Origin of the sequence: Dysgonomonas sp. PF1-14 (assembly GCF_029892965.1) — a bacterium.
Taxonomy (GTDB): Bacteria; Bacteroidota; Bacteroidia; order Bacteroidales; family Dysgonomonadaceae; genus Dysgonomonas.
Window position 1 is genome coordinate 105,132 of sequence record NZ_JARXWN010000007.1, and the last position, 26,089, is coordinate 131,220.

28 protein-coding genes are annotated in these 26,089 nt (G+C 40.0%); 19 read left to right on the forward strand and 9 right to left on the reverse strand.

The annotated features are described in order from the left end of the window. Positions 1-69 precede the first annotated feature (69 nt). The gene (locus tag M2448_RS10190) at positions 70-723 is read left to right on the forward strand and encodes a carbonic anhydrase (protein ID WP_280646081.1); all 654 of its coding nucleotides are present in this window, start codon (positions 70-72) and stop codon (positions 721-723) included. Between the two features lie 300 nt (positions 724-1,023). On the opposite strand, the gene M2448_RS10195 is transcribed toward M2448_RS10190, so the two are convergent. Both M2448_RS10195 and M2448_RS10200 read right to left on the reverse strand, forming a co-directional pair. Then, positions 1,024-1,890, reverse strand: coding sequence for a metallophosphoesterase (locus M2448_RS10195; RefSeq protein ID WP_280646080.1), 867 nt, complete (start codon positions 1,888-1,890; stop codon positions 1,024-1,026). Next, positions 1,883-2,503: an inorganic pyrophosphatase gene (locus M2448_RS10200; protein ID WP_280646162.1), complete on the reverse strand. Its 621-nt coding sequence runs from the start codon at positions 2,501-2,503 to the stop codon at positions 1,883-1,885. The genes M2448_RS10195 and M2448_RS10200 overlap by 8 nt, the downstream gene beginning before the upstream one ends. Positions 2,504-2,922: 419 nt before the next feature. Between M2448_RS10200 and M2448_RS10205 the strand changes: the two genes are divergently transcribed. From M2448_RS10205 to M2448_RS10235, 7 genes are all read left to right on the forward strand, one after another. Beyond that, complete coding sequence (locus M2448_RS10205; RefSeq protein ID WP_280646079.1) at positions 2,923-3,378, forward strand: dCMP deaminase family protein; 456 nt, start codon at positions 2,923-2,925, stop codon at positions 3,376-3,378. After that, positions 3,368-5,107: a S41 family peptidase gene (locus M2448_RS10210; RefSeq protein ID WP_280646078.1), complete on the forward strand. Its 1,740-nt coding sequence runs from the start codon at positions 3,368-3,370 to the stop codon at positions 5,105-5,107. The genes M2448_RS10205 and M2448_RS10210 overlap by 11 nt, the downstream gene beginning before the upstream one ends. A gap of 54 nt (positions 5,108-5,161) precedes the next feature. After that, complete coding sequence (locus M2448_RS10215; protein WP_280697120.1) at positions 5,162-5,719, forward strand: 5-formyltetrahydrofolate cyclo-ligase; 558 nt, start codon at positions 5,162-5,164, stop codon at positions 5,717-5,719. Between the two features lie 133 nt (positions 5,720-5,852). After that, positions 5,853-6,992, forward strand: coding sequence for a hypothetical protein (locus M2448_RS10220; RefSeq protein WP_280646076.1), 1,140 nt, complete (start codon positions 5,853-5,855; stop codon positions 6,990-6,992). A gap of 160 nt (positions 6,993-7,152) precedes the next feature. Then, complete coding sequence (locus M2448_RS10225) at positions 7,153-9,012, forward strand: DNA topoisomerase IV subunit B (RefSeq protein WP_280646075.1); 1,860 nt, start codon at positions 7,153-7,155, stop codon at positions 9,010-9,012. 156 nt (positions 9,013-9,168) lie between these two features. Next, the gene (gene purU, locus M2448_RS10230) at positions 9,169-10,029 is read left to right on the forward strand and encodes a formyltetrahydrofolate deformylase (RefSeq protein WP_280646074.1); all 861 of its coding nucleotides are present in this window, start codon (positions 9,169-9,171) and stop codon (positions 10,027-10,029) included. A gap of 162 nt (positions 10,030-10,191) precedes the next feature. After that, a complete protein-coding gene (locus M2448_RS10235; RefSeq protein ID WP_280646073.1) occupies positions 10,192-11,727 on the forward strand; it encodes a peptide MFS transporter in 1,536 nt (511 codons plus the stop codon). Positions 11,728-11,808: 81 nt separating this feature from the next. Here the strand turns inward: M2448_RS10235 and M2448_RS10240 are convergent, their stop codons facing one another. The 3 genes from M2448_RS10240 to M2448_RS10250 are packed head-to-tail and all read right to left on the reverse strand — an operon-like array spanning position 11,809 to position 13,685. Next, positions 11,809-12,306 carry a hypothetical protein gene (locus M2448_RS10240; RefSeq protein ID WP_280646072.1) on the reverse strand — a complete coding sequence of 166 codons (498 nt, stop codon included), beginning with the start codon at positions 12,304-12,306 and terminating at the stop codon, positions 11,809-11,811. Continuing rightward, positions 12,306-13,184, reverse strand: coding sequence for a helix-turn-helix transcriptional regulator (locus M2448_RS10245; RefSeq protein ID WP_280646071.1), 879 nt, complete (start codon positions 13,182-13,184; stop codon positions 12,306-12,308). The genes M2448_RS10240 and M2448_RS10245 overlap by 1 nt, the downstream gene beginning before the upstream one ends. A 60-nt stretch (positions 13,185-13,244) precedes the next feature. Further along, positions 13,245-13,685 carry an OmpA family protein gene (locus tag M2448_RS10250; protein ID WP_280646070.1) on the reverse strand — a complete coding sequence of 147 codons (441 nt, stop codon included), beginning with the start codon at positions 13,683-13,685 and terminating at the stop codon, positions 13,245-13,247. Positions 13,686-14,005: 320 nt separating this feature from the next. Between M2448_RS10250 and M2448_RS10255 the strand changes: the two genes are divergently transcribed. Both M2448_RS10255 and M2448_RS10260 read left to right on the forward strand, forming a co-directional pair. After that, on the forward strand, positions 14,006-14,581 hold the full coding sequence (locus M2448_RS10255; RefSeq protein ID WP_280646069.1) for a superoxide dismutase: 576 nt from the start codon (positions 14,006-14,008) through the stop codon (positions 14,579-14,581). Positions 14,582-14,668: 87 nt separating this feature from the next. Beyond that, on the forward strand, positions 14,669-15,454 hold the full coding sequence (locus M2448_RS10260) for an isochorismatase family protein (protein WP_280646068.1): 786 nt from the start codon (positions 14,669-14,671) through the stop codon (positions 15,452-15,454). On the opposite strand, the gene M2448_RS10265 is transcribed toward M2448_RS10260, so the two are convergent. Together M2448_RS10265 and M2448_RS10270 are read right to left on the reverse strand one after the other, a co-directional pair. Next, positions 15,442-16,113, reverse strand: a complete 672-nt coding sequence (locus M2448_RS10265; RefSeq protein WP_280646067.1) for an EcsC family protein — start codon at positions 16,111-16,113, stop codon at positions 15,442-15,444. The genes M2448_RS10260 and M2448_RS10265 overlap by 13 nt on opposite strands. Before the next feature lie 123 nt (positions 16,114-16,236). Continuing rightward, on the reverse strand, positions 16,237-16,743 hold the full coding sequence (locus M2448_RS10270) for a TlpA disulfide reductase family protein (RefSeq protein ID WP_280646066.1): 507 nt from the start codon (positions 16,741-16,743) through the stop codon (positions 16,237-16,239). Positions 16,744-17,410: 667 nt separating this feature from the next. On the opposite strand from M2448_RS10270, the gene M2448_RS10275 reads away from it, so the two are divergent. The 6 genes from M2448_RS10275 to cydB all read left to right on the forward strand — a co-directional run bounded on the left by M2448_RS10275 (position 17,411) and on the right by cydB (position 22,520). Next, entirely contained in the window at positions 17,411-17,836 is a 426-nt protein-coding gene (locus tag M2448_RS10275; RefSeq protein WP_280646065.1) for a YbaN family protein, read from the forward strand. A 130-nt stretch (positions 17,837-17,966) separates the two neighbouring features. Next, a complete protein-coding gene (locus M2448_RS10280; RefSeq protein ID WP_280646064.1) occupies positions 17,967-18,281 on the forward strand; it encodes a DUF3467 domain-containing protein in 315 nt (104 codons plus the stop codon). 38 nt (positions 18,282-18,319) lie between these two features. Beyond that, on the forward strand, positions 18,320-19,420 hold the full coding sequence (gene ald, locus M2448_RS10285; RefSeq protein ID WP_280646063.1) for an alanine dehydrogenase: 1,101 nt from the start codon (positions 18,320-18,322) through the stop codon (positions 19,418-19,420). Between the two features lie 21 nt (positions 19,421-19,441). Further along, entirely contained in the window at positions 19,442-19,675 is a 234-nt protein-coding gene (locus M2448_RS10290) for a DUF4492 domain-containing protein (RefSeq protein ID WP_280646062.1), read from the forward strand. Positions 19,676-19,715: 40 nt separating this feature from the next. Beyond that, positions 19,716-21,269, forward strand: coding sequence for a cytochrome ubiquinol oxidase subunit I (locus tag M2448_RS10295; protein ID WP_280646061.1), 1,554 nt, complete (start codon positions 19,716-19,718; stop codon positions 21,267-21,269). A 105-nt stretch (positions 21,270-21,374) separates the two neighbouring features. After that, entirely contained in the window at positions 21,375-22,520 is a 1,146-nt protein-coding gene (cydB, locus tag M2448_RS10300) for a cytochrome d ubiquinol oxidase subunit II (RefSeq protein WP_280646060.1), read from the forward strand. A gap of 125 nt (positions 22,521-22,645) precedes the next feature. On the opposite strand, the gene M2448_RS10305 is transcribed toward cydB, so the two are convergent. Next, positions 22,646-22,813 (reverse strand): 4Fe-4S binding protein, encoded by a 168-nt coding sequence (locus tag M2448_RS10305; RefSeq protein ID WP_201114232.1) that lies wholly within the window; start codon positions 22,811-22,813, stop codon positions 22,646-22,648. A 277-nt stretch (positions 22,814-23,090) separates the two neighbouring features. Between M2448_RS10305 and M2448_RS10310 the strand changes: the two genes are divergently transcribed. The 3 genes from M2448_RS10310 to M2448_RS10320 are packed head-to-tail and all read left to right on the forward strand — an operon-like array spanning position 23,091 to position 24,556. Next, on the forward strand, positions 23,091-23,816 hold the full coding sequence (locus M2448_RS10310) for a porin family protein (RefSeq protein ID WP_280646059.1): 726 nt from the start codon (positions 23,091-23,093) through the stop codon (positions 23,814-23,816). 15 nt (positions 23,817-23,831) lie between these two features. Next, positions 23,832-24,257 carry a GNAT family N-acetyltransferase gene (locus M2448_RS10315; protein ID WP_280646058.1) on the forward strand — a complete coding sequence of 142 codons (426 nt, stop codon included), beginning with the start codon at positions 23,832-23,834 and terminating at the stop codon, positions 24,255-24,257. Next, positions 24,257-24,556, forward strand: coding sequence for a nitrous oxide-stimulated promoter family protein (locus M2448_RS10320; RefSeq protein ID WP_280646057.1), 300 nt, complete (start codon positions 24,257-24,259; stop codon positions 24,554-24,556). Before M2448_RS10315 ends, M2448_RS10320 begins: the two co-directional genes overlap by 1 nt. Before the next feature lie 339 nt (positions 24,557-24,895). Here the strand turns inward: M2448_RS10320 and aroC are convergent, their stop codons facing one another. Beyond that, positions 24,896-25,972, reverse strand: coding sequence for a chorismate synthase (gene aroC, locus M2448_RS10325; RefSeq protein WP_280646056.1), 1,077 nt, complete (start codon positions 25,970-25,972; stop codon positions 24,896-24,898). Positions 25,973-26,089 lie beyond the last annotated feature (117 nt).

A 26,089-nucleotide genomic window follows, 5' to 3' on the forward strand; every position in this document is an offset into this window, starting at 1 on the left:
ACAGAATGATTAGATTGATTGAAAATAAACTGAATAATATTATCTTTATCGATTCAAAAAAAGAAAATTATGTCAGAGCAAGATAAATATAAGCAGATATTTGAAGCCAATAATAGTTGGATTGAGAAAAATAAAGTTGATAATCCGGGACTGTTTAAATTATTAGCAGCAGATCAGAATCCCGACTTTCTTTATATCGGTTGTTCCGATAGCCGGGTTCATCCTAATCAGGTAATGGGCTTGAAGCCGGGAGAAGTTTTTATTCACCGTAATATAGCCAATATGGTTATATCTACCGATCTGAGTGCCCTCTCTGTTATAAATTATGGTGTAGAGTATCTTAAGGTAAAATATATTATAGTCTGTGGCCATTATGGATGTGGTGGGATACATGCAGCGATGGAAAAATCAGACTATGGCATACTTAATCCCTGGCTACGAAGTATACGGGATGTATATCACATGTACAGAAAGGAATTAAATGCTATTGAGGACACAGAGGCTAGGCATCGGAGGCTTGTTGAATTGAACACCTATGAACAATGTAGAAATATTATTAAAATGGGTGAGATTCAAAAATCGTATTATGAAACAGGATTCCCTAAAGTTGCAGGGTGGATATTTGATATCGAAGATGCGCGTCTTCACGATTTGAATTTCGATTTGGAATATGAACTTAATAAAATCAAGGATATTTACGATATCACAGGTAATGCTGAGTAGAGATATAATGAGTAGGTGAATGTAATAAGAGATATAAATCCGGACAGTAATGTGCGGATTTTTTTATCAAAAGGCTGGATTACTTTTGTTTAATCAACGTGAGTTCGATATAAAAATAGTATGTAATCAATTGTTTTCCAAAATATATGGTGCAAATTTCGTGCCCTTTGTGGTTTTTCTTTGTGTCCTTTGTGGTAAAAGAAATAAGATTTAACCACAAAGAGCACAAGGTTTTACACAAGGCTCACAAAGAAAACATATAACTAGCTGATATTTAGATACTATTATTTCGAACTCACGTTAATCAGGATCACGCTGTAGTGTGATCTCCACTATTTCGGGTGGAGCAAAGAAGCGGAACGGAACGCCTCCCATCCCGATACCGGAAGTTACGTACAGGCTGATACCTCCTTTTTCTTTCCAGCCGTATCTGTACTTTTGTCCGGTGTTGATATACTCTCCTTTGCGTCTGCCGTTGGTACTCGGCAAAACCGGAGCCCACAGCCCGAGAAAGGTGATTTGTCCGGCATGTGTATGCCCCGAGAACATAAGGTCTATGCGATCGGTATCTATTTTTTCTAAATAGTCGGGGTTGTGCGATAATAGAATGCAGAAATCTTTCTTCTGTACATCGTTTATAGTACTGTCAGTCAGTTGCAGGTCTTCCCAAAAGTCGCCTACACCACCTATTTTGATACTGTCATTACCTTCCTTTATCCAGTATGAGCGATTGTCGCAAATATGAAAACCACAATCGGTAAGTCCCTGTTGTATAAGCTTGGCATCTTCCCAGTGATCGTGGTTACCGAGCACCGAGAATACACCGTATGTACTTTCTAGTTTGCCTATCTCTTCAAAGAAAGGTTTGGAGTATGCTTCGTCTTTTTCTGTATTGTCACCTCCCAGAAAGATAAAGTCCGGCGATAAGCTGTTAACCTTTTTGACCAATTCGGCTACATCGTCGGGGGTAAAATACCGGTTGGTATGAATGTCAGAAATAAATACAATCTTTTTGCCGTCGAACGCTTCGGGTATGTCTCTGTCCGAATAAGTAAGGTTCCTTACCTTGATATGGCGAGCCTCCATATAGCCGTATAAAAGGCACAATCCGGGACTCAGCAGGAACAGGATAACAGCAACAATGATATATTTTTTCCGTTTAGCCATTACGGTATTCGTTGTCGTAATCTTCTATCGAACGGCGTATGATTTCGTGAGCCGTTTTGACATCATATATATCGGTGAGAATACAACGTGGCGATCTGTCGCCCGGCAGGTCTTTGTATGTTGTGAAATAATGTTTCAGGCGGTCTATAACCATTGGCGGCACTTCGCTGATATCTTTAAACTCTCCGTATACGGCATCGTTTTCCAGTACGGCTATCAGTTTATCATCGGCCTTGTTGTGATCGAGTAGCCTGAATCCGCCTATCGGTCTTGCTTTTACTATGATGTCGCCATGTGTAATATCCTTTTCTGTCAACACACAGATATCCACAGGGTCATTGTCTCCCTCTATGTCGGTACGGTGCAGGGCAATATTTGTAACTTCGGCTACGCGGTCGGCACTGTAGGTCTGCGGTATGAAACCGTACAATGCGGGGATAATGTTGGAATATTTCTGGGGGCGGTCTATACTCAGATAGCCCGTTTCTTTGTCTACCTCATACTTTACGGTATCGGTAGGTACTATTTCGATGAAGCAGGTTACTATCTCCGGCACATTGTCTCCGGCTGATATCCCGTGCCATGGGTGAGCCTTGAATGGATGTTCGTTTATCATTTTTATCTAAATCTTATTTTTGTGTGTATGCCTTTTGCATTAGTGAAAAGGAAGTACAAATTTACATCATTAAATCGAATCTTTTTATCTTTACTCGCTATAATTGATATTTTTAACCTGATTGAGAATTAGTTTTATGATGAAAATATTTGGCAAATATATTCTTTGTCAGTCTTGTATGAAGTAAGCTGTCCGATAGATGTAGTGAGATTGTCTTTTGCTCTTTCTGGTAAACAGCAAGGTAAATAATTCGGATTTTTGGAGTTTGTAATACCACTTTTAGGGTGATATTTGATTACGGATTAGCTCTTGATTTGTAATATTTCTTATGTTAAAAGATATTCCCACAAAAAAGCAGCTAAAAGCTAGATATCGTGAACTTTTCATTATCTTTGCGTTGCGAAAAAAACGATAATATGGATAACGAAAAACAACGCCTGCTGGATGAACGTTATATGCGTATGGCTACCATTTGGGCCGAAAATTCGTATTGTGTGCGCAGAAAAGTAGGAGCACTTATCGTCAAAGATAAAATGATTATATCTGACGGGTATAATGGCACTCCTGCCGGATTTGAAAATATCTGTGAAGACGAGAACAATGAGACTAAACCATACGTTCTACATGCCGAAGCCAATGCGATAACCAAAGTAGCCCGTTCGCACAACAGCAGTATGGGCGCTACCATGTATGTGACTACATCCCCCTGTATAGAGTGTGCCAAACTGATTATACAGGCAGGGATCAAGCGCGTTGTCTACAGTCAGAAATACAGACGTTCCGATGGTGCTTCATTGCTAGAGCGTGCAGGAATAGAAATAGTATATATCGAAATAAAAACGGAAGAATCGGGAGAAATAGATGGAAATTGATAACGGATATTATAATAAATCGGACGATGTAAATACAAATTTACAAAATACACCCGATAGAAAACCAGATAAAAAACCAGGTAAAAGTAAGGCAATCTATGTATGGTTGCCACTGTGTATTGCCCTGAGTATAGCAGCCGGAATATTTATAGGAAACAGATTCTCCGGACTTAACCCTGTAGGGGGAGGATGGCTTGGAGGTGCATCCAGAGGAAATGACAAGATCGGTACAATCTTCGATTATATCAACAAGGCGTATGTAGATACTGTGAATGTAAACGATCTGGTAGAAGAAGCCATACCTACGATTATAGCCGGACTCGATCCGCATTCTACATATATTTCGGCTGAAAATATGGCATTGACCGGAGACGAGCTCGAGGGGCATTTCAGCGGAGTAGGAGTAGAGTTTATGATTCAGAGCGATACGGTGGTTATCGTCAATGTGATTTCGGGAGGGCCTTCCGAAGCAGTTGGTATCATACCCGGCGACCGCATTGTATATGTCGACGACAGCCTTTTTGTAGGAAAATCGATAAGTGAAGAAAAAGTTTTCCGCAACCTCAGAGGAAAGAAAGATACGAAAGTAAAGCTCTCCATGAAACGGGGAACGAGCGAAGACCTTATTACATTTGAAGTTACCCGTGCCGATGTGCCTGTAAAAACAGTGCCGGTTGCTTATATGATAGATGATAAAATTGGATATATCAGGGTAACTAAATTTGGCAGCACAACGTATGATGAGTTTATCTCAGGTATTGCCAAGCTCAAAAGTCAGGGCTGCGAATCTTTTATTATCGACCTGCAACAAAATACGGGCGGATATATGGGAGCAGCTATAAGGATGGTGAACGAATTCCTTACCAATCGCAATATGATCGTATATACCGAAGGGCGCACTTATCCCCGAGAGAACGTATTTGCCGATGGTACCGGAACCTGTAAGGACAACCCTCTGGTCGTACTTGTGGATGAAGGCAGCGCTTCGGCCAGTGAAATATTTGCAGGAGCCATGCAGGACAACGACAGAGGACTGATAGTCGGTCGCCGTTCGTTCGGTAAAGGATTGGTGCAGAATAGATTCGTGTTTAAAGATGGTTCCGCCTTACAGCTTACTATTGCCCGCTACCATACCCCTTCGGGAAGATGTATTCAGAAAGCCTATACTAAAGGCAATCGTACCGATTATGATATGGACTTGCTGAACAGATACAACAGAGGAGAATTTTACAGTAAGGATAGCATAAAAACCGAGAACCTACCTGTATTTAAAACATTGGCAGGCCGTCCGGTATATGGCGACGATGGTATCATGTCAGACGTATTTGTGCCGCGCGACACCACAGGTATCAATTCTTATTATCTGAGAGTGTCTAACAGCGGTATGGTACGTGAGTATGCCTTCAATTATACAGAAAAAAACAGGGATACGCTTAAGAAATATAAAACATGGCAGGAAGCCGAAAAATACCTGTCTACCCAGCCACTTGTTGATAATCTGGCAGAATATGCTTACAGCAAAGGTATGCGCCGTCGGCCTTATATGATCGAAGAATCGAGAAAACTGCTGCAAACCCAGCTCGAAGCATATATTATAAGAAATACCTACGGAGAAGAAGGCTCGTATGCTATATTCCAGCGCGACGATAACATGGTGCTGGAAGCCGTTAAGCTCATAAAGGCCAATAAAGCAACCCCGCAGGCCATCAGAGAAGAAAAATATAAATAATATAATATGACGCTGTCCGTTGATAAGGATAGCGTCATAATTGTTTTTAGTGTCATGAAGAACATACAACAAGCTAAAGATAAATTGCGGAAAGAAATCCGTTCACAGAAAAAAGAATATTCGGAAGATGAATTGTATAGCAAGTCGGAAGAAGTTCTTTCAGTGGTCGAAATAACAGGTGTGTTTCAGGATGCTAAGACAATCTTTTTTTACAATGCACTCAGCGACGAAGTACAAACCATCGATTTTATCCGTAAGTGGGGGCAGAAGAAAGATTTTTATCTGCCTGTAATGAACGGCGATGATCTCCTTTTCAGAAAGTGTACACCCGATAGTGGTTTCAATCAATCGGCACTGGGTATAATGGAACCCGAAGGAGAGAATTTTACCGATTACCGGAAAGTAGACCTGATCATCATTCCCGGAATGGCTTTCGATCGCAAAATGAACCGTTTGGGTAGAGGGCGGGGCTTTTATGATCGCTTCTTACCTGCTATATCTGCGCCTAAAATGGGTATATGCTTTGATTTTCAGTTGTTCGATCAGATACCGTCCGATGGTAATGATGTAAAGATGGACTATATTGTATCCGAAAATGACCTGATTTGGTAACGTTCGGCGTTAAGGATTGATAACTTATCTTTTAATCATATAAACAGGTGTTCGTATCACTTGTTTTCCCCAATTAAAAAATTATATCTTTGTGCAATAATATTGAATTACGAAAGATTTTAGGATTTGAAATATGTCTGTAGTCATAAAAGAAATAGATGTGAATGACAAAAAGCTGAAAAAGGCTTTTGTCAAATTCCCGATAAACGATCTGTATAAAGATAGTCCGTATTATGTACCTTCATTGGTGTTGGACGAACTTGATACATTGAACACGAAAAAGAATCCTGCATTCGATTTTTGCGAGATGCAGTTGTTCCTTGCATACAGAAATGACAAGATTGTAGGGCGCATAGCTGCTATAATCAATCATAATGCCAATAAAGTGTGGGATAAGAAAGAGGCACGTTTCAGTTTTGTCGATTTCATCGACGATGATGAGGTTGTGGATGCTCTCTTCGATGCTGCACAGAAGTGGGCTACAGGCAAAGGTATGAATTCCATTATAGGGCCGATGGGCTTTACCGATCTCGATCCCGAAGGGTTACTTATCAAAGGATTCGACAAGGTATCTACAATGGCTGCAAAATATAGTTACCCATACTACGAAACGCAGATAGAACGGCTTGGTTACGAAAAAGATGCCGACTGGAACGAATATCGTATTCCGGTGCCCGATTCGGTACCGGAGCGTCATCAGCGTATAGCCAATATGGTATCGCAGCGTTATGGTCTTAAAGTGCTGAAATTTAAAAATCTGAAACAAATATCACCATATGTCGAACGCTTGTTCAAGTTGTTGAACGAGGCCTATAAACCACTATATGGTTTTGCACCGCTGACACAGAAGCAGATCGACCATTATGTGAAAATGTATGTTCCGCTTTTACGTTGGGACATTGTATCGATTATCATAAAAGAAGAAACGGACGAAGTCGTAGGTTTCGGTATAGGTATGCCTAGCTTGTCGCGCGGATTGATCAAATCGCGTGGAAAATTATTTCCGTTCGGCTGGTTTCATCTGATAAAAGATCTGAAAAGCAAGAAGAATCCGGTAATAGACCTTCTGTTGATCGGTATTTCTCCCGAATATCAGGGTAAAGGAGTGAACGCAATTATATTTAACGATTTTATCCCTTCCGCATATAAGTGTGGTTTCCAATGGGCAGAATCCAATCCTGAACTGGAAATGAACAACAAAGTAGCCTCATTATGGGACGGTTTCAGTGCCGAGAACCATAAGATGCGCAGAGCGTATAAGAAGGAGTTATAATTATAAATTAAGAATTAAGAATTATGAGTTTTTATTCGTCGATTGCTTTGCAATTCATAATTCTTAATTTATAATTCCTATCCATTCCGGCTTTTACTTCCAGATTTTTTTTTATATTTTTACAACGCAAATTCAATATATAGAGATTTTTAAAAGATTTATGGAAGAAGAAGAGATCAAACTACCCGAAATAAACTATTCCGACGATGATATAAAAACCCTTGACTGGCAGGAGCATATCCGCCGCCGTCCGGGTATGTATATTGGTAAGCTGGGCGATGGCTCATCTGCCGATGATGGAGTCTATGTGCTGCTGAAAGAAGTACTGGACAACTCCATCGATGAATATATGATGGGTTTCGGGAAGGTGATAGATGTTACTATTGCCGAAGGGAAAGTCACTGTACGTGACCATGGGCGAGGAGTGCCGTTGGGTAAAGTGAAGGATGTCTCTTCCAAAATGAATACCGGAGCTAAATACGACTCCAAAGCATTTAAAAAATCCGTAGGGTTGAATGGGGTAGGGATCAAGGCTGTAAACGCCCTGTCTTCATACTTTATGATACAGAGTTTCCGCGACGGGCAAACTGTGGCTGTGGAGTTCAGTAAGGCTATCGAGGTCAAAGAAGATAAAATACAGAAGACGAACGAAGAAAATGGTACGCTGATAGAATTTATTCCCGATGAGACTATCTTCTTAAACTATTCGTTTCGTGACGAATATGTAGAAAGCCTGCTCAAAAACTATGTTTTTCTCAATACAGGGCTGACTATCGTATACAATGGGAAGAAATTCTTTTCTAAGAACGGTTTGGTAGACCTGTTGAACGAGAACATGACTTCCGAAGCACTTTATCCGATCGTTCATCTCAAAGATACGGATATTGAGGTTGTAATTACGCATACCGACCAGTACGGAGAAGAATATTACTCGTTTGTCAACGGACAACATACCACACAAGGCGGGACACACCAATCCGCATTTCGCGAATCGTTGTCACGTGTCATAAAAGAGTTTTATAATAAGAACTTCGACTATGCCGATATCCGTAGTGGTATCGTTGCAGCTATCAGCATTAAGGTAGAAGAGCCTGTTTTCGAGTCGCAGACAAAGACAAAGCTCGGATCGAAAGATATGGGACCCGAAGGACCATCTGTACAGAAGTTTATCGGTGACTTTCTGAAAAAGGAGCTCGATAACTACCTGCACAAGCACACTGAAACTTCCGAAGCTTTGTTGAAAAAGATTCTCGAATCGGAGAAAGAGCGTAAGGCCATTGCCGGCGTTACCAAACTTGCCCGCGAACGTGCAAAAAAAGCAAATCTTCATAACAAGAAACTTCGTGACTGTCGTATTCACTACAATGATAACAAAGGCGATAATCTCGATGAAACCAGTATATTCATCACAGAGGGAGACTCGGCGAGTGGTTCCATTACCAAGAGCCGTAATCCTAACTTGCAAGCTGTATTCAGCCTTCGTGGAAAACCGTTGAATAGTTTCGGCCTGACGAAAAAGATTGTATACGAGAATGAAGAATTTAACTTGTTGCAGGCTGCTCTCAACATAGAAGACGGTATAGACGGACTGCGCTACAATAAGATAATAATAGCTACTGATGCTGATACCGATGGTATGCACATACGCTTGTTGATATTGACTTTCTTCCTGCAGTTCTTCCCCGACCTAATAAAGAAAAATCATGTATATATATTGCAGACACCACTTTTTCGTGTCCGTAATAAGAAAGAAACATTCTACTGCTACACAGAAGAAGAAAGGATTGCAGCAATAGAAAAGTTGAAGCCTAATCCTGAGATCACCCGATTCAAAGGGTTAGGAGAGATCTCTCCTGACGAATTTGTACACTTCATTGGTAAAGATATACGTCTCGATCGTGTGACGATGAAGAAGGAAGACCTTGTGGGTAATATGCTTAATTTCTATATGGGTAAAAATACACCCGAACGTCAGGAATTTATTATCGATAATCTGGTAGTAGAAGAGGATGAGGTGTGAATTTTAAATTATGAGTTATGAATTATAAGTTATAAGTTGAAAGTAAATGCCTCGTGACTTGTAACTGCCTATAGGGCACAGAATTGAATTGAAAATCGACAGAGTCAAAATCGCCGAAGCGAAGGCGAGGCAAACTTGTAACTAATCTAAATCATAATGAACAACGCTCACGCAATTATACTCATATCGTCACCCGACCTTCCCGGATTGGTTGCAGCTGTCACTGATTTCATTAATGTGAATGGCGGTAATATCATCAATCTCGAACAACATGTAGATAAACAGCAGAATAGCTTCTTTATGCGTATAGAATGGGATCTGACTAACTTCATTATCCCCAGAGAGAAGATAAGCGATTATTTTGAGACGATGTATGCTAACAAATACGATATGACATTCCGTCTTTACTTTAACGACTATACGCCACGTATGGCCGTTTTTGTTTCTAAAATGTCACATTGCCTGTTCGATATACTTGCCCGTTATACAGCAGGTGAATGGAATGTAGAAATACCACTGATCATAAGCAATCACGAAGATTTGCGATGGGTGGCAGACCGTTTCGGGATAGCCTATCATGTATTGAAAATAGATAAGGATAACAAAGACGAAATAGAGGCAAAGCAACTGGCATTGTTAAAGGAGAACAAGATAGACTTTATCGTTTTGGCGCGCTACATGCAAATATTGACAGACAGGTTTATAGAATCGTACCCCAATAAGATTATTAATATTCATCACTCATTTCTGCCTGCATTCGTCGGTGCAAAACCTTATCATGCAGCATACGAACGAGGGGTGAAAATAATAGGTGCAACGAGCCACTATGTGACTACCGAACTCGATGCCGGCCCTATCATAGAGCAGGATATTACGCGTATAACACATCGCGATAGTGTAGAAAATCTGGTGTGCAAGGGACAGGATTTGGAAAAGATAGTACTGTCGCATGCAATAGACTATCATCTCAATCGTAGAGTATTGGTGTATAAGAATAAAACTATCTTATTTTCATAAAATACAGATATTCCTGGTTTATATGTTGTTTAATATGTCTGAAAAGGGTAATTTTATACGATGTTTTCTTACTTTTGTAAAGCTAAGAAGAACTTACTCTTTATAGCATTGGATTAAAGTTTCAAAAGAAAAAATTATAATATTAATCTTAAATGTAATTTTATGTTTAAAAATCATCCAAAAGGTCTGTTAGCCGCTTCATTATCGAACATGGGGGAACGCTTCGGTTTCTATATCATGATGGCTATATTAGTTTTATTTCTGATGGGTAAGTACGGTTTAGATCTTAAGACAGCCGGAGGAATCTATTCAGGATTCTATTTTGCAATATATGCATTAGCTCTTGCCGGGGGGATTATTGCAGATAAAACCAAGCAATATAAGAATACAATCGCTATAGGAATTGTACTTATGGCTGTTGGATACCTTATTATAGCCATACCAACAGACACACCAGTAACAAATTTTCCTTTGATGTTAGGGCTTACTTGTTTTGGCTTATTTGTTATTGCGTTTGGTAATGGGTTATTTAAAGGAAACTTACAAGCATTGGTGGGTCAATTATATGATCAAAATCCAGAATATGCAAACAAGCGTGATGAGGGTTTTTCTCTTTTCTATATGTTCATCAACGTGGGGGCTATTTTTGCGCCTGTTATAGCAGTATTGATAAGAAATCTTTGGTTGAAAGTGAATGGTTTTTTATACGATTCAACACTCCCTGCTCTTTGTCACCAACATCTTGGAGGTACTATTAATGCGGAAGGAGCAGAGAATTTGTCAAAATTAGCCACTGAAGTTTCTCTCAATGGCACTCCCGTAGATATGACTACTTTTGCAAACGAATATCTTAACGTATTTACTACAGGATTCCATTATGCATTTGGAATTGCTATCGTGGCAATGCTTATCTCATTGGTCATTTTCCTTGTTAACAAAAAAGGTTTTCCAGATCCTGCTCAAAAAGTGAATAAAACACAGGAAGCAAGTCAGACGGTGGTTATGGATGCTAATGAAGTAAAAAAACGCTTGTATGCTTTATTTGCTGTATTCGGTGTAGTTATCTTCTTCTGGTTTTCATTTCACCAAAACGGATTAACCCTTACTTCGTTTGCTAAAGACTTTACGGATCTGAGTGCATTTGAGATTAATTTCTTCAATATTGTCACACTTAAAGGTGCTGAATTATTCCAAATATTTAATCCTCTTTTTGTTGTGTGTCTGACGCCTGTAGTTCTTGGTTTGTTTGGATGGTTACGTGCAAGAGGAAAAGAACCATCCGCACCAAAGAAAATAGCAATAGGTATGGGGATCGCTGCTGTAGCATACCTTGTAATGACAATTGGTTCATTAGGTCTACCTTCGGATGCGGAAAGAATAGCTATGGGTGGTAATATAGAACGTGTAACCCCTACGCTTCTCATTGGCACATATCTGATACTTACCATTGCCGAATTGTTTATAAGTCCTCTTGGATTATCATTTGTGTCTAAGGTTGCACCACCTCATCTTCAGGGAGTAATGCAAGGTTGTTGGTTAGGTGCTACGGCTATTGGTAATTCCTTATTATTTATAGGAGCAATATTTTACGAGTCAATTTCCTTATCAGCTACATGGGCGATCTTTGTAGGAGCATGTCTAATTTCAATGACGATTATGCTATTCATGCTGAAATGGCTTGAGAGAATAACAAAATAAAGATATATCTCGATAATATAAAAATCCCCGATTGTGCATGACATAATCGGGGATTTCTTATTTATTATAGCTTTATAGGGTTCATTCAATTTCTTGTATATCTTCTATCACAGCTCCTTCAGGAGGTGTATCTATCAGTTCCTTTTGTCTCCTCTTATTCCGGCGTAATATGTATAGCAGATATATGACAGATAGTATAGAAGTTCCACAAAGAAGATATACGCCACTTCCTATTTTAGGTAGTTTATAGAACAGGTTGAGCGATACGATGAAAGCAAATATACTGGTTACCATTAGAATAAAGCGTGCAGCCTTGGTTTTGAGTAGTATCCACAAACACATTGCTATGATGCTGAATAATGGTACAAGGTAAACAACATAGGTAGTATAGACGGATTCTTTATTTTTGGAGAAAAACTTGAAAAAATTAGTCACCTTTGTCATGTTCTTCTGTAAACCCGGAATATCCCAGCCTACAACCTTCCATGCACCCATATCGAGCCATGGCAGGAAAAAAGCGATAATAAACAAAAGAGCAAAGAGCAGCTCGAAGGAGATATATCTGTTAACTTTTTCCATTATAATTCGATTTCATCGGCAGATATATAACCATGTGTAATGCAGTAGAATATCAGTCCCGATACAGTTTTTATACCCAGTTTGGCTGTAATGTTCTTTCGGTGCGACAGAACGGTGTTCAGGCTGATGTTGAGCTTATCGGCAACCTCTTTGTTCAGCAATCCCAGTGATACAAGGCGCAGTACATCCAGTTCGCGCTGCGACAGAGCCTGAGTCTTATTCGTCTTGATGGAATGGCTTGCAGCTATCAGTTCCTGCAAGTCTTCCATTCCCGATTCGGAAAGCTCTTCGAGCATTGGTTTCAGTATCTTTTCGCGTATGCGGTTATGCTTTTCGAGATCTTTCTGAAAACTATCGATCGTAAAGATGACAGCATAGCACATATTCTCATTGAAGTTTCCCGATATATGTTTGATTATAATACTTTTGAGGTCTGTAAGCAAAGCCAGTGGCGTATCGCCTTTCACCATACCCTGTTCTATCTGATCTATCAGTTCTTGTTTAAATTCGCGGAACAGCCTGCTGATAAGCTTTAGTTGTGCATTATTCGCATCGCTCATCGACAGGAAGGCGTTCAGATGCTTTTCGAGATTGTGCAACTGTCCGTGTATCAGATAAGCGTCTGTCTGCTTAATGTATTTTACAACGAGTTCTATATCGAACTTCTGGAGCTTCTTTTCGGGGAAATAGTCTTCATTAAGAAAAGTATTGAGTATAGCCAGAAAGAATTCTGTATTGATATTGTTAGGCTTGCAGATTTCGCCGATAGTTTTATCACCCAGCCCCAGCTTAATACCGAAGCGGTTGATAACGGGTATCAGTTGATGATTCTCTTCTACTACTTCCGATAATATAGATGAGGTGTCTAGAAAAAGCATATATGTCTATCGTTTTTAGGGAAATACAGAAGACAAAAATACGTAATCTTTTTTATTTGCCTAGTTTCTTTCGGTCTTTATCTTGAAAATAACATACCTTCCACTAATGCTTTGGCGAACACTGTCCTGTGCATTAACTCTATCACCGTCTATTGCCTTAATCCTGTCTTTATCTATGTTATACTTCAAATGTAATATCTTTGCTACCTGTTCAGCCCGAGCTTGTGACAAGCGCAGGCTTATTCGACTGGCACCTTTCTTATTTCTGTTCATGCCACTGTAACCGATAACTTCAACACTCACATGAGGAAGTTTCTCCATATAGTTTGCAACCATTTCCATTTTCTTTATCTCGGTAGAATCTATTACATATTTGTTTATCCGAAAAAAGATAGTATCAGGATATACCGATAAATCGGTTTTGGTTTCCTGACCTAATAAAAAGATTGATTGTATAAACAGAGCAGATAGCAATAGTATTTTTAGAATATAATTATTCATCGTGGTTTGTGTTAATCGTTCAAATGTAGTAATCTTTTTGAGATGTAGGTAGTTATAGTCTATTTTTTATTTTTATTTCTCAGCTTATAGATTTTAACAATAGTGCGTTAAAAACAATTTATGGTAATAATACGGATATTGTTAAACAAATATCGAATTAAGATTGTTAAATTTGTAACAACACTAAAAGACACTCATTTATGAAAAAGATGCTTTTTACATGTTTAACGTTTTCTGTACTATTAATAAGTAGTACCGTAAGCGCAGAAAATATAAGTAACAATAATAACAATAACAATAACAATCAAAAAACAAAAGCTATGAAATTTGAATTACCAAAGTTGCCATATGCAACTAACGCTTTAGAGCCGGTTATCGGTCAGCAGACAATAGAGTTACATTACGGAAAACACCTGCAAACATATATCACTAATCTGAACAATCTGATTGTAGGTACTAAATTTGAGAATGTAGATTTGGAGACTATCGTTAAAGAGAGTGATGGCGCTATTTTTAACAATGCCGGTCAGACATTGAATCACAATATATATTTCCTATCTTTCAGCCCTAATGGAGGCGGCGAACCTAAAGGTAAGCTAGCTGACGCAATTAATGCAGAGTGGGGTTCTTTCGAGAATTTTAAGAAAGAGTTCGTTGCAGCCGGAGTAGGAGTATTCGGTTCGGGATGGGTTTGGTTGTCTAAAGACAATGCAGGTAAACTATATATAACAAAAGAACCGAATGCCGGTAACCCTATCACTAAAGGAAACACTCCGCTTCTGGGATTCGACGTTTGGGAACATGCTTATTATCTCGATTATCAAAACCGCAGAGCAGATCACTTGGCTGAACTGTGGAAGATAATCGACTGGAATGCTGTTAGTGCTCGTTACTAATAAAATAGTTAATGATTTAGATATGAAAGCGGCCTTTTACAGGTCGCTTTTTTATTTTAACTTTGTAATATCAGTAATTTATAAGATATGAAGAAAGTAGCTATACTGGGTATCGACCTGCAAAATGATTTTACTCTGCCATCGGGTTCGTTGTATGTAAATGGCGCAGATGTGGACACAGTACGTATCGATGATTTTATACGAAAATATCAGGATAAAATTGACTATGTGGCTCTCACGCTCGATTCGCATCAGCCGATCCACATCGCTCATCAGATATATTGGAAAGACGCGGACGGAAATCATCCGCCTTTGTTTTCTGTCGTTACGGCAGATGATGTAAGGAGTGGTAAGTGGATTCCTCAGTATAATCGGGAGTTGGCATCGACCTATATGGAACAGCTGGAAGCCAAAGGTGATATTTGCACCATCTGGCCAATGCACTGTATATTGGGTACAGACGGATGGGCTATAAATAAGGCTGTTACCGACAGCTTGTCCGATTGGGCTATAAATAACGATAAGTCATACGAATTGTTTTATAAAGGATATTCCCAATCTACCGAGCATTACAGTATTTTCAGGGCGGCTGTAGAGTGGGAGAGTGAACCTGCAACTCACCTCAATACAGAGTTGCTATCCAAACTGAACGAATTTGATGAAGTATTACTGGTAGGAGAAGCCGCAGACTACTGTGTAGCCAATTCGTTAAACGATATTCTGGATGAATGTGACAGTCTGGCTAAGAAAACGGTAGTGCTTACCGATTGTATGTCGTGGATAAATACAGATAACGACAGAGCAAAGGAAATCTTTGATAAGGCGGCGAAACAGGGCGTGCGGTTTATGCTTTCCGGCGATTATTCGGTATAATCGCTGTATTCTGTATATTCTACATTGTCGGCATAAGGTTTTCCGGTCTTTTTATCCTTCTCTATAAAGATTTTCTTGGCTACCTTTCCCACAACGCGTGTGGTAATGGCATCGTATGAACCTCCGACTACTCCACCAAGTACAGGAACGGCTTTGCCCAAAGATGTAGCACCTTTTGTTCCCATTTTGGTTGCCAGTTTCGCGCTGACTTTTTCCAATATTTTGGTAAGCAGCTTTTCTCCGGCTTTTACACTCATATCTTTCAGTAATTCTTTGGCTCCGTTTCCGGCCATAGAGATGTACACCATCGATTTTACCCTGTCGTCGTTGATGTCGTGCCCGCCCATATAAGCAATGGCGGCTATCATGCGTATCTGAACATAAATTACACTGGCTATATTCGCAGGCACAGTCAATGGCATCACAGCAATACCACCCAGTCCGGTGACAAACCCACTGGTAGCAGCTTTAGCCACCTGCCATTTGATAAGGGAATCGACCTGTTCCTCCAATGTGCCGTTTTGGTTCAGGTAACTGTCTCCCAAACTGTATGCCGAATCTACACCTGTAAATCCACCTATTGCTTTGCTGTAAGCCCAATCCAGCGTTTTAGCTATCAACCCTTTACTTACTTGTGTATTTTGTTTTTTGTCTGCCATGCTATTCAGTATGTTAAGTACAAATATATTTAGTTTAGCGACAATAATTATGCCAATATAGCTAAAAAAGAATAAAGCGTCCCATTTACAAGAAATGAAACGCTTTAAATAATAAATAAAAATTTAATTCTCATTCATAAGCTGATCTAAATCGTTAGCTGTTAGATTCATTGCCACAATTACTCCGTTTTCATCGATTAAGTAATTCTTGAACCCTCTGTCTAAGCGAAAACGATCGAACAGGTCTTTTGAAACGTCATTGCTGGCGATGAACTGATATTCAGTGTCAATCTTGTCCATAGTCAATGTTTTCGCATAAACCGATTCATTCTTGTCAAAAGATACAGATACCATTTTTACCGGGTATTTTTTATTCTCGATCAAATGGGAGAATAGAACATTGTCCTTACGCGAATATGCGTCGTAAGCCGCCCAGAAATTTACCAATACTTTTTGACCTTTCAGATCAGATAAATTAATTTTAGTCCCCGATACGTTTTCTAGATTTTTAATATCAGGAAACTGGTTTCCCGGATAAATACCCTCCGAAAGACTAGAAGTGCTTGATGTGTTGGATGATAAGCTGATAAAAGCTATTCCAAATATCAAGAGATACTTCAAATAATTCATAAAATAATCATTAGGTTACCACTAAAGCCTATTCCAATGCCTCACAGAAAAGAATATGGCTCTCCCAACTTTTGGGAACAGAACGAAAAGACTACGCTTAGAATTTCCCATTTCTGTATTTCGGGCTCAAAGGTAATACAATTTCGTTAATTCATAGATGAAACGAATATTTTTTTACTTAATAAGTGTTGTAACTGTTTGTTTGTGCGGGTTTTGGGGTGTTTCTTTAAGGTGAGATTTTTGTTAATATATTTCTTTTGTTTTTCTGTTTATTCGAAAACTCTTGTCTGCAAAGAAGATCGGTAAATTGAATGTATGAGAAATGAAAATGCTTATCTATAATCTGTCGATATGCTAATCGGCTAATAGCCGAACGGAGTTTCGGTGATGTGCCGATATGCCGGTGAAAGCGGTCTTTAAATGGAAAAATAGGCAGAGCTGAAATCGTAAAAAAGTTGCTAAGAATTATTTATCTGTACTTGTAATGGAAATTTTCGTTCAAATTTAAACAGACTCTTAGTCTTTAAATAGGTGCTCTTTATGGGTATGTGTGTTTTTATCAGTTTTATCTATATTAAAATCGGTTTATTAGTGCGGAATCTCAGACTTTTTTTCTTTCTTTGCCTTATCATCCTGTATAGGAAAGGAATCAAACACGAAGCATGCAATGATCAAGTATTTATACATAACGTTGGGGTTGATTACTCTGAGTCTCGGGTTGTTGGGGATTGTTACGCCCGGATTGCCGACAACGCCACTTATACTGCTTACAGGGGTGCTGTTTGCGAAAAGCTCTCCTCGCCTGCATCAGAAATTATTAGATAATAAGCTGACAGGCAGGTATATCCGTCGGGTAAATGAAGGATTCAGTATAAAGGGGTTACTTATATCTATTGGCCTTATGTGGTGTATGGTTTCTTTCACTGCATTTGTTGTATTCGACTATGGCACTATGCGGTTTGTGATGCTCGGTTTAGGAGCAATAGGTACTATCGCTCAGATAATAGTATTGAGAAAAAAGCGGAAAGCGGTTGTTGTGCCATTGCAGCAAGACGATACTATGGCAGATGAAGAGGAAATGAAAATTTCGTGAATGTTGAAAAAATGTATATTTGTGTTATAGAATATATAAAAAAAACTTTGAAATTCTATGATATTTCTGTTTCTTTGTAAGAATGGGGACTGTTAGGAGAGGTTTAATCTATAATTGATCAAAAAGAAGTATGGAAAACAATAATGAACAAGAGGGTCAGATTCAGATCGAATTGCCTGAAGATGTGGCACAAGGTACATATTCCAATCTGGCAATAATAGCCCATTCATCGTCTGAATTTGTTATTGACTTTGTTCGTATCTTACCCGGATTGCCTAAGGCGAAAGTTAAATCGCGTATTATACTTACACCGGAACATGCTAAACGCCTTTTGTTTGCGTTAAATGAAAATATCAACAGATATGAGGCTCAGTACGGACAGGTATCAGCAGACAATTCTCCGGGTTTTCTTCCTCCGATAAACGGATCGATAGGTGAAGCTTAATTATTATTTAATCATAAATTAAATAAGAAAAATAATATATGAGAATCGGAATCCCTAAAGAATTGAAAGCTTTTGAAAACCGTGTGGCTGTTACGCCTGCGGGAGTTCATGAATTGGTAGCCGGAGGACATGACGTATATGTCCAGACGGGCGCAGGGGTTGGCAGCGGTTTCTCGGATGTGGATTATACAGATTCGGGAGCCAGGATATTGCCGACAATCGAAGAGACCTACGCTATTGCCGACATGATAGTAAAAGTAAAGGAACCGATACAGGAAGAATATAGTCTTATTCGCGAAAATCAAATTGTATTCACATATTTTCATTTTGCCTCCAGTCTCGAACTGACTAAGGCTATGATAAAAAGTAAGGCTGTATGTATAGCGTACGAAACTGTGGAGTTACCCGATCGTTCGTTACCGTTGCTTGTGCCTATGAGCGAGGTGGCGGGGCGTATGGCAATACAGGAAGGCGCACGCTTTCTGGAGAAACCTCATTTGGGTAAAGGTGTTTTGCTGGGAGGTGTTCCCGGAGTAAAGCCTGCTCATGTGGTTGTTATAGGCGGCGGTGTCGTTGGAGCACAGTCGGCATGGATAGCAGCCGGAATGGGAGCAAGGGTAACAGTGTTGGATAAGAGCCTGCCGCGTCTACGCTACCTTAGCGATGTGATGCCGGCAAATGTTACTACCCGCTATTCGGATACACATACCATTACCGAGCTTTGCAAAGATGTAGACCTGATAGTCGGAGCTGTACTCATAGCAGGAGATAAAGCACCACAGGTGGTGACACGCGATATGTTGAAGCTGATGCAGCCCGGAACCGTATTGGTAGATGTGGCTATAGATCAGGGCGGATGCTTTGAAACTTCGCGTCCGACTACACACCTCGATCCGGTATTCGTTATAGATGAGGTAGTGCATTATTGTGTGGCAAACATACCGGGTGCCGTACCTATGACTTCTACGCTGGCACTGACCAATGCAACATTGCCGTATGCCTTGGAGCTTGCCAATCTGGGCTGGGAAGAAGCCTGCCGCCAATATAAGGATCTGAGAAAAGGACTGAATATAATAAAAGGAGATGTTGTGTACAAAGCTGTAGCTCACACATTCGGTCTCGAGTATAAGGAATATTAAAATTACAAAAACGCAATAATTATGAATGAAACGATGCCCCGATTCAATTTCTTTACAATGTTTAGAGATGGATTTAAAAGTATGACTTTGGGTAAAACGCTATGGACTATCGTAATTATCAAGCTAATTATCATGTTCTTGATTTTACGGCCTTTCTTTTTCCCAAATTTTCTGAACTCGAAATTTGATGATGCCGAGAGTAAGTCAGATTATGTAACTGAAGAGTTGATTAATAATTCTACGGTAAACGAATAATTGGAATCCTCATATAATTACTAATATAAAACTATTATTTATGGAACTACTAAGTACATCGTTAATAGACTGGTCAAGAGCCCAGTTTGCTATGACAGCAATGTATCACTGGTTGTTTGTCCCTCTCACTCTGGGGTTAGGGATCATTATGGCAATCATGGAAACAATGTATGTGCGTACAGGTAACGAGCAGTGGAAAAAAACTGCGAAATTTTGGATGAATATCTTTGGTATCAACTTTGCTATCGGGGTTGCTACAGGACTTATCCTCGAGTTCCAGTTTGGTACCAACTGGTCAAATTATAGCTGGTTTGTAGGAGATATATTCGGTGCTCCGCTGGCTATCGAGGCTACTGTTGCCTTCTTTATGGAAGCTACGTTTATCTCCATCATGTTCTTCGGATGGAAACGTGTGAGCAAAGGATTTCACCTTGCATCTACATGGCTGACTATCACAGGGGCAACCCTTTCGGCTTTGTGGATTCTTGTTGCCAACGCATGGATGCAATATCCTGTAGGCATGGAGTTTAATCCGGATACTACACGTAACGAGATGATCGACTTCTGGGCTGTAGCATTATCGCCTGTGGCAATCAACAAATTCTTCCACACCGTTCTTGCCGGATGGGTATTGGGAGCTGTATTTGTCGCCGGTATTGCTGCATGGTATATGCTGAAGAAAAAGAATGCCGAGTTTGCCCGCCAGAGTATGAAAGTAGCTGCTATGTTCGGTCTTGTATCATCTTTGCTTATCCTGTGGACAGGTCACGGTTCGGCTCAGCAGGTAGCTGAAAAACAACCGATGAAACTGGCTGTTATGGAAGGCTTGTATGAAGGAGGAGAAGGAGTGGGGCTTATCGCTTTTGCCATCCCTAATCCTGCAAAAGAATCATACAACGACAATGTAGATCCTTATATCCTAAATATAAATATCCCGAAAGGCCTTTCATGGCTTAGCTTTGGTGAACTGGATGCCTATGTGCCGGGTATAAAAGATATTATAGATGGAGGCTATAAAGAGCCGGATGGTTCTACAGCCCTGTCTTTCGTCGAAAAGCAATCGAAAGGAAAGCTGGCTATTCAGGCACTGGCAGACTATAAGAAAGCTAAAAAAGACGGAAATGAAGCTGCTGCTACCGAATATAAAAATGTGTTGAAAGCAAATTATGCTTATTTCGGTTACGGTTATCTTGAAACACCTGATCAGCTGATACCAAACATTCCGTTGGTATTCTGGCCGTTCCACATTATGGTGTATCTTGGCGGATATTTTATCCTGTTATTTATAGTTTTATCTTTCTTGGTGTATCGCAACAAGGATATTGAAAATAAGAAATGGCTGTTGTGGGCATGTGTATGGACTATTCCATTGGCATATGTTGCCGGACAGGCAGGATGGATGGTTGCAGAGATCGGACGTCAGCCTTGGGCTATTCAGGATGTATTGCCATTGCAGGCGGCGGTGTCGGCTCTTTCGGCAAAATCTGTGATTATAACTTTCTGTTTATTCCTTGCATTATTTACAGGATTGCTTATTGCAGAGATCCGTATCATGCTGAATCAGATAAAGAAAGGTCCGGAGGACTCTCACTAATTTGTCAAGTATACTAGACACTAGTTTACTAGTCTATTAAATTTTCATATTAACAACTAGAATTCTAGAAATCTTTATACTAGAAATCTAAAAAAAGATATAACTATGGATTATTCATTTTTACAACATTATTGGTGGTTCCTTATGTGCCTGATCGGGGGGATTTTTGCATTCCTTCTGTTTGTTCAGGGCGGACAATCGATGCTATTTTCGTTAGCGAAAGATGAGAAGGAGCGCATGATCCTTGTTAACGCGTTAGGACGTAAATGGGAATATACATTTACTACTCTTGTAACATTTGGTGGTGCATTTTTTGCTTCCTTCCCATTATTCTATTCTACCAGCTTCGGTGGTGCATACTGGGTATGGATGGCTATATTATTCTGTTTCGTATTGCAGGCAGTATCTTATGAGTTCCAGTCGAAACCGGGTAACCTTTTCGGACGCAATACATACAGATGGTTCCTGTTTGTTAACGGTTTGCTGGGTACATTCCTTGTAGGTGCGGCGTTAGCTACATTCTTCACCGGTTCTGATTTTACAGTGAACAAAGGTAACATGACAGATGTATTAAGCCCTGTTATCAGCCGTTGGGGGTCTGAGTGGCATGGTTTGGAAGCGTTGGCCGAGCCACGTTGCTGGCTTCTTGGCCTTACTGTTTTCTTCCTTGCGCGTACACTTGCCTGCTTGTTCTTTATCAACCGTTTGCAGGATGAGACATTGGTAAGCCGTTCACGTAAATTCTTACTTTATAATGCTCTACCTTTTGTGGTATTTTTCCTTGCATTCGTTATCTGGACTTGTCTGGCTAAAGGTTATGCTGTAGATCCGGTATCGAAAGTGGTAAGCCTTGTTGAGTATAAATATTTCCTCAATCTGGTGGAAATGCCGATTGTATTTGCCGTATTTGTAGTAGGGGTGCTTCTGGTACTGTTTGGTATTGGTAAGTCGCTGCTATCTAAGGAATATCGTTCGGGAATATGGTTTACAGGTGTAGGTACGGTACTTACAGTATGTATGTTGTTGCTTATCACAGGATTCAACAACACAGCTTACTATCCGTCTGCTACAGACCTGCAAAGCTCACTGACTATCGAGAACTCTTCGTCCAGTGAATTTACACTGACAGTGATGTCTGTTGTGTCTCTTCTTATTCCTTTTGTTCTTGCATATATAGTATATGCTTGGAACTCTCTGGAAAAGAAACATTTCGATGTGAAAGACCTGAAAGACGACGGGCACGTTTATTAATATATCTATAATAATATGAAAGCAGGAAGGCTGAAGAGCCTTCCTGCTTTTTTTCTTAAACAGTTACTTAAAACAAAAAGGGAACAGATCATTCTGCTCCCTTTATATTTTGTAGCCCTGATAAATTATGCAGGGTGAATTGCTTCAGTTGGACATGCATCAGCGCAAGTACCACAATCTGTGCAAGTGTCAGGATCTATAACATAGATATCTCCTTCCGAAATTGCGTTTACAGGACACTCGTCTATACAAGTACCACAAGCAATGCAATCTTCATTAATTACGTAAGCCATGATTTTCGTTTTTTAATATTATTACTAACTTTGATGCACAAATATAGTTAGTTTTTTTATTCATCCAAAATTCAGGCTATTAGATATTATAAATATAGTTATTGGTTATATCTATAATTTATTTGAGAAAATTTTCTAATTATTTATACATTAGTTTGTTATGTTGAGTTTGCAATTTGGGGTGAAATAAATAATTAACGCTTATTTTTAATCTTTCTAAGTTATTATGTTCCGATTCAGGTATAATAACAGGAAAGGATAATCGTTTATAATGTAAATGAAACACAAATCAGGATATATCAGATTATCTATACTGCTGCTTATGTGCAGCTTTGTATCGGTGGTGTACGGTCAGGTTCAGTACCGTAAGCCACTCAATCAGCCGTTTGGCGATCAGAAATTGTATCATCTCGGTTTTTCGATAGGGATCAACGGACAGGATATGCTGTTTAACCATACCGGATATGTTGGTGAAAATGGCGAAGCATGGTTTGCCGAGATACCTTCCTACTCGGTAGGGTTCAGTGTTGGGATCATTGGTGACCGTTATCTCAACCAATACTTTAATCTTCGTTTGTCGCCCAGCCTGCATTTGGGAGAGAGACGCTTTGTGTTTAAAGAACAAACTTCAGGAAAAGAATATGAGCGCTCACTACGGGCTAATTATCTGACAATACCACTGCATCTCAAATTCAGTGTGCCACGTATGCAAAACTATCGCCCTTATGTCATAGGCGGAGTCTATGCAGCTATGGATCTTGGGACGAAGAAAAATGATGCCCTGTATTTCAAGAAAATGGATTATGGTCTGGAGTTCGGGGTAGGTTGTAACATATATTTGCCATTATTTAAGCTTTGTCCCGAATTGCGATTTTCGTTCGGTCTTGCCGATCTGGTGAATAAAGACCGTTCGGGACTGGATGAACAGGAATTGCTCAAATATAGTCAGGCAATCGCTTCCGGCAAATCGCGTATGATCTCGCTTATATTCAACTTTGAATAAACAAAATCTCTTCTTATGAATCTCAGATATCAGGATAATTGTAATAATATATCGTGGGAAAGGGTTGTGGAAATACTGAAACAAGTAGGTATGTCATATACTGATCCCGAAAAGCATAAAATATCTTTTGAGGTAAGTCATGCTGTTGTGTTTGTTTTCGATGGAGATAATTTAATTGGCATTGGACGTGTTATCTCTGACGGTGTACGCCAGTCTGCTATGTACGATATAGCAGTAGACCCTGCATATCAGGGGCACCGGATAGGGCAGGAGATAGTGAGTCGGTTGCTTACAGCTACTTCCGGTTGTAATTGTATCTTGTACGCATCACCCGGTAAAGAGGGCTTTTATAAGCGGCTGGGATTTAAAAAAATGAAGACTGGGATGGCTTTCTTCACCAATCCTCAAAGAATGGTGGACGGGGGCTTTGTCGAAGAGTAATGAATAATGCCGAGAAAAAGACAGTCGCGAAGATGATTCGCATATACTGTGCTGCTAAACATGGAGGAAAGGACGGTTTATGCCTCGAGTGTACGGCTTTGAACGAGTATGCAGAAAAACGACTCGAGCGTTGTACTTATGGCGAAGATAAGCCTAGTTGTCAGAAATGCCCTATTCACTGCTACAAGCCTGATATGAAAGCCCGAATACAGGAGGTGATGCGTTTTTCGGGGCCTCGAATGCTGTTTCGAAGTCCGTTGATGGCATTGCACCATTTGTGGAAGAACTTCAGGTCGTAACGAATAATCAGAAGTTTTATCAATAGATTGTACAGTTAGCTGAGGGTGGCTGACTGTAAATTATGTTGTCTAAAAAAACAGAAAATGGTCTTTGAAATAATAATGTAAAAACTGTAATCTTTGTCAGCTTTTAGTTAAAATGTAGTATACAGCCTTGTAGGGGGGACCCATGTGTTTGCCCGAAGATCGGATAAACGAGCAGGATGTGCGCACCAGCGAGGTTTAGTTAAGAGATTTCTCACGCAAAGACGCAAAGGAATAACACTTGTAACTAGCGTTAGTTTTGTCAGTTTTTAGTTAAAATTATTTTCAAATACTTGTTAGTACTTATAATCCTTGTCAGATGAAAGCCTTGTTTATCTTACTAAGTAGATAATAGTCTAAGATAGTCATGGCTGCCATTGCTTCCACGATAGGTACTGCACGTGGTAATACACAGGCATCGTGGCGTCCGCGAGCCTTTAAATCGGTGTTTTCACCGTCTTTATTCACGGTGTCCTGGTGTATAAGGATTGTTGCTACAGGTTTGAATGCTACCCGGAAGTATATGTCTTGTCCGTTGGATATTCCGCCTTGTATTCCGCCCGAGTGATTGGTGCGGGTATTTATTTTGCCATTGTCGTTATAGAATACATCGTTTGCTTCCGATCCACGATGGCTAACATCGAATCCATCGCCATATTCGAATCCTTTTACTGCATTAATGCTTAGCATAGCACTGCCAAGAGAGGCATGCAATTTGCCGAATACGGGCTCACCCAGACCGACAGGAGTACCTTTTATTACGCATGTGATAACTCCTCCGATGGTATCGCCTTTTGCTTTCACTTCTTCTATCAGGCTTATCATTTCGGCAGCCTTTTCGGGGTCGGGGCAACGCACAGGCGTAGATTCTATCAGAGAAAGATTGTACTCTGTATATGGTTTCTCCAGTCTGATATTTGCTACCTGCGATGTAAAGGCTGTAACTTCTATAGACAGTTGTTTCAATGCCAGTTTTGCAATAGCACCGCCTACACATCGGGCTATGGTTTCCCTTGCCGAAGAGCGTCCTCCCCCTCTGTGGTCGCGGATACGGTATTTTTGGCTATAGGTATAATCGGCATGAGACGGACGATAGATGTCTTTCATATTGTCGTAGTCCGATGAATGCTGATTGTTATTCCGTATAATGAATCCGATAGGAGTGCCTGTGGTGCGGTTTTCATATATTCCCGAAAGGAATTCGACCTCATCGGCTTCCTTGCGGGGTGTGGTTATCTTCGATTGTCCCGGTCGGCGGCGGTTGAGCTCACTTTGTATAAAGTCCATATCAATAGTGATTCCTGCGGGGCAGCCGTCTATGACGCCACCAATAGCAGCACCGTGCGATTCGCCGTATGATGTAAGCCTGAAAATGGTTCCGAATGTATTCATCTGAAGTTTTTCTGAAATATGATTTACAAATTTACACCAAAATATTCAAATGGCACACAAAAGGATAAAAATAGGCTCAGATTCATCCGTAATGTGACGATGGAAAGGCTTTTAATA

Coding starts and splice junctions, on each gene's coding strand:
- M2448_RS10190 (WP_280646081.1), top strand. CDS start 70: ATGTCAGAGCAAGATAAATATAAGCAGATATTTGAAGCCAATAATAGT.
- M2448_RS10195 (WP_280646080.1), bottom strand. CDS start 1,890: ATGGCTAAACGGAAAAAATATATCATTGTTGCTGTTATCCTGTTCCTG.
- M2448_RS10205 (WP_280646079.1), top strand. CDS start 2,923: ATGGATAACGAAAAACAACGCCTGCTGGATGAACGTTATATGCGTATG.
- M2448_RS10210 (WP_280646078.1), top strand. CDS start 3,368: ATGGAAATTGATAACGGATATTATAATAAATCGGACGATGTAAATACA.
- M2448_RS10215 (WP_280697120.1), top strand. CDS start 5,162: ATGAAGAACATACAACAAGCTAAAGATAAATTGCGGAAAGAAATCCGT.
- M2448_RS10220 (WP_280646076.1), top strand. CDS start 5,853: ATGTCTGTAGTCATAAAAGAAATAGATGTGAATGACAAAAAGCTGAAA.
- M2448_RS10225 (WP_280646075.1), top strand. CDS start 7,153: ATGGAAGAAGAAGAGATCAAACTACCCGAAATAAACTATTCCGACGAT.
- purU (WP_280646074.1), top strand. CDS start 9,169: ATGAACAACGCTCACGCAATTATACTCATATCGTCACCCGACCTTCCC.
- M2448_RS10235 (WP_280646073.1), top strand. CDS start 10,192: ATGTTTAAAAATCATCCAAAAGGTCTGTTAGCCGCTTCATTATCGAAC.
- M2448_RS10240 (WP_280646072.1), bottom strand. CDS start 12,306: ATGGAAAAAGTTAACAGATATATCTCCTTCGAGCTGCTCTTTGCTCTT.
- M2448_RS10245 (WP_280646071.1), bottom strand. CDS start 13,184: ATGCTTTTTCTAGACACCTCATCTATATTATCGGAAGTAGTAGAAGAG.
- M2448_RS10250 (WP_280646070.1), bottom strand. CDS start 13,685: ATGAATAATTATATTCTAAAAATACTATTGCTATCTGCTCTGTTTATA.
- M2448_RS10255 (WP_280646069.1), top strand. CDS start 14,006: ATGAAATTTGAATTACCAAAGTTGCCATATGCAACTAACGCTTTAGAG.
- M2448_RS10260 (WP_280646068.1), top strand. CDS start 14,669: ATGAAGAAAGTAGCTATACTGGGTATCGACCTGCAAAATGATTTTACT.
- M2448_RS10265 (WP_280646067.1), bottom strand. CDS start 16,113: ATGGCAGACAAAAAACAAAATACACAAGTAAGTAAAGGGTTGATAGCT.
- M2448_RS10270 (WP_280646066.1), bottom strand. CDS start 16,743: ATGAATTATTTGAAGTATCTCTTGATATTTGGAATAGCTTTTATCAGC.
- M2448_RS10275 (WP_280646065.1), top strand. CDS start 17,411: ATGATCAAGTATTTATACATAACGTTGGGGTTGATTACTCTGAGTCTC.
- M2448_RS10280 (WP_280646064.1), top strand. CDS start 17,967: ATGGAAAACAATAATGAACAAGAGGGTCAGATTCAGATCGAATTGCCT.
- ald (WP_280646063.1), top strand. CDS start 18,320: ATGAGAATCGGAATCCCTAAAGAATTGAAAGCTTTTGAAAACCGTGTG.
- M2448_RS10290 (WP_280646062.1), top strand. CDS start 19,442: ATGAATGAAACGATGCCCCGATTCAATTTCTTTACAATGTTTAGAGAT.
- M2448_RS10295 (WP_280646061.1), top strand. CDS start 19,716: ATGGAACTACTAAGTACATCGTTAATAGACTGGTCAAGAGCCCAGTTT.
- cydB (WP_280646060.1), top strand. CDS start 21,375: ATGGATTATTCATTTTTACAACATTATTGGTGGTTCCTTATGTGCCTG.
- M2448_RS10305 (WP_201114232.1), bottom strand. CDS start 22,813: ATGGCTTACGTAATTAATGAAGATTGCATTGCTTGTGGTACTTGTATA.
- M2448_RS10310 (WP_280646059.1), top strand. CDS start 23,091: ATGAAACACAAATCAGGATATATCAGATTATCTATACTGCTGCTTATG.
- M2448_RS10315 (WP_280646058.1), top strand. CDS start 23,832: ATGAATCTCAGATATCAGGATAATTGTAATAATATATCGTGGGAAAGG.
- M2448_RS10320 (WP_280646057.1), top strand. CDS start 24,257: ATGAATAATGCCGAGAAAAAGACAGTCGCGAAGATGATTCGCATATAC.
- aroC (WP_280646056.1), bottom strand. CDS start 25,972: ATGAATACATTCGGAACCATTTTCAGGCTTACATCATACGGCGAATCG.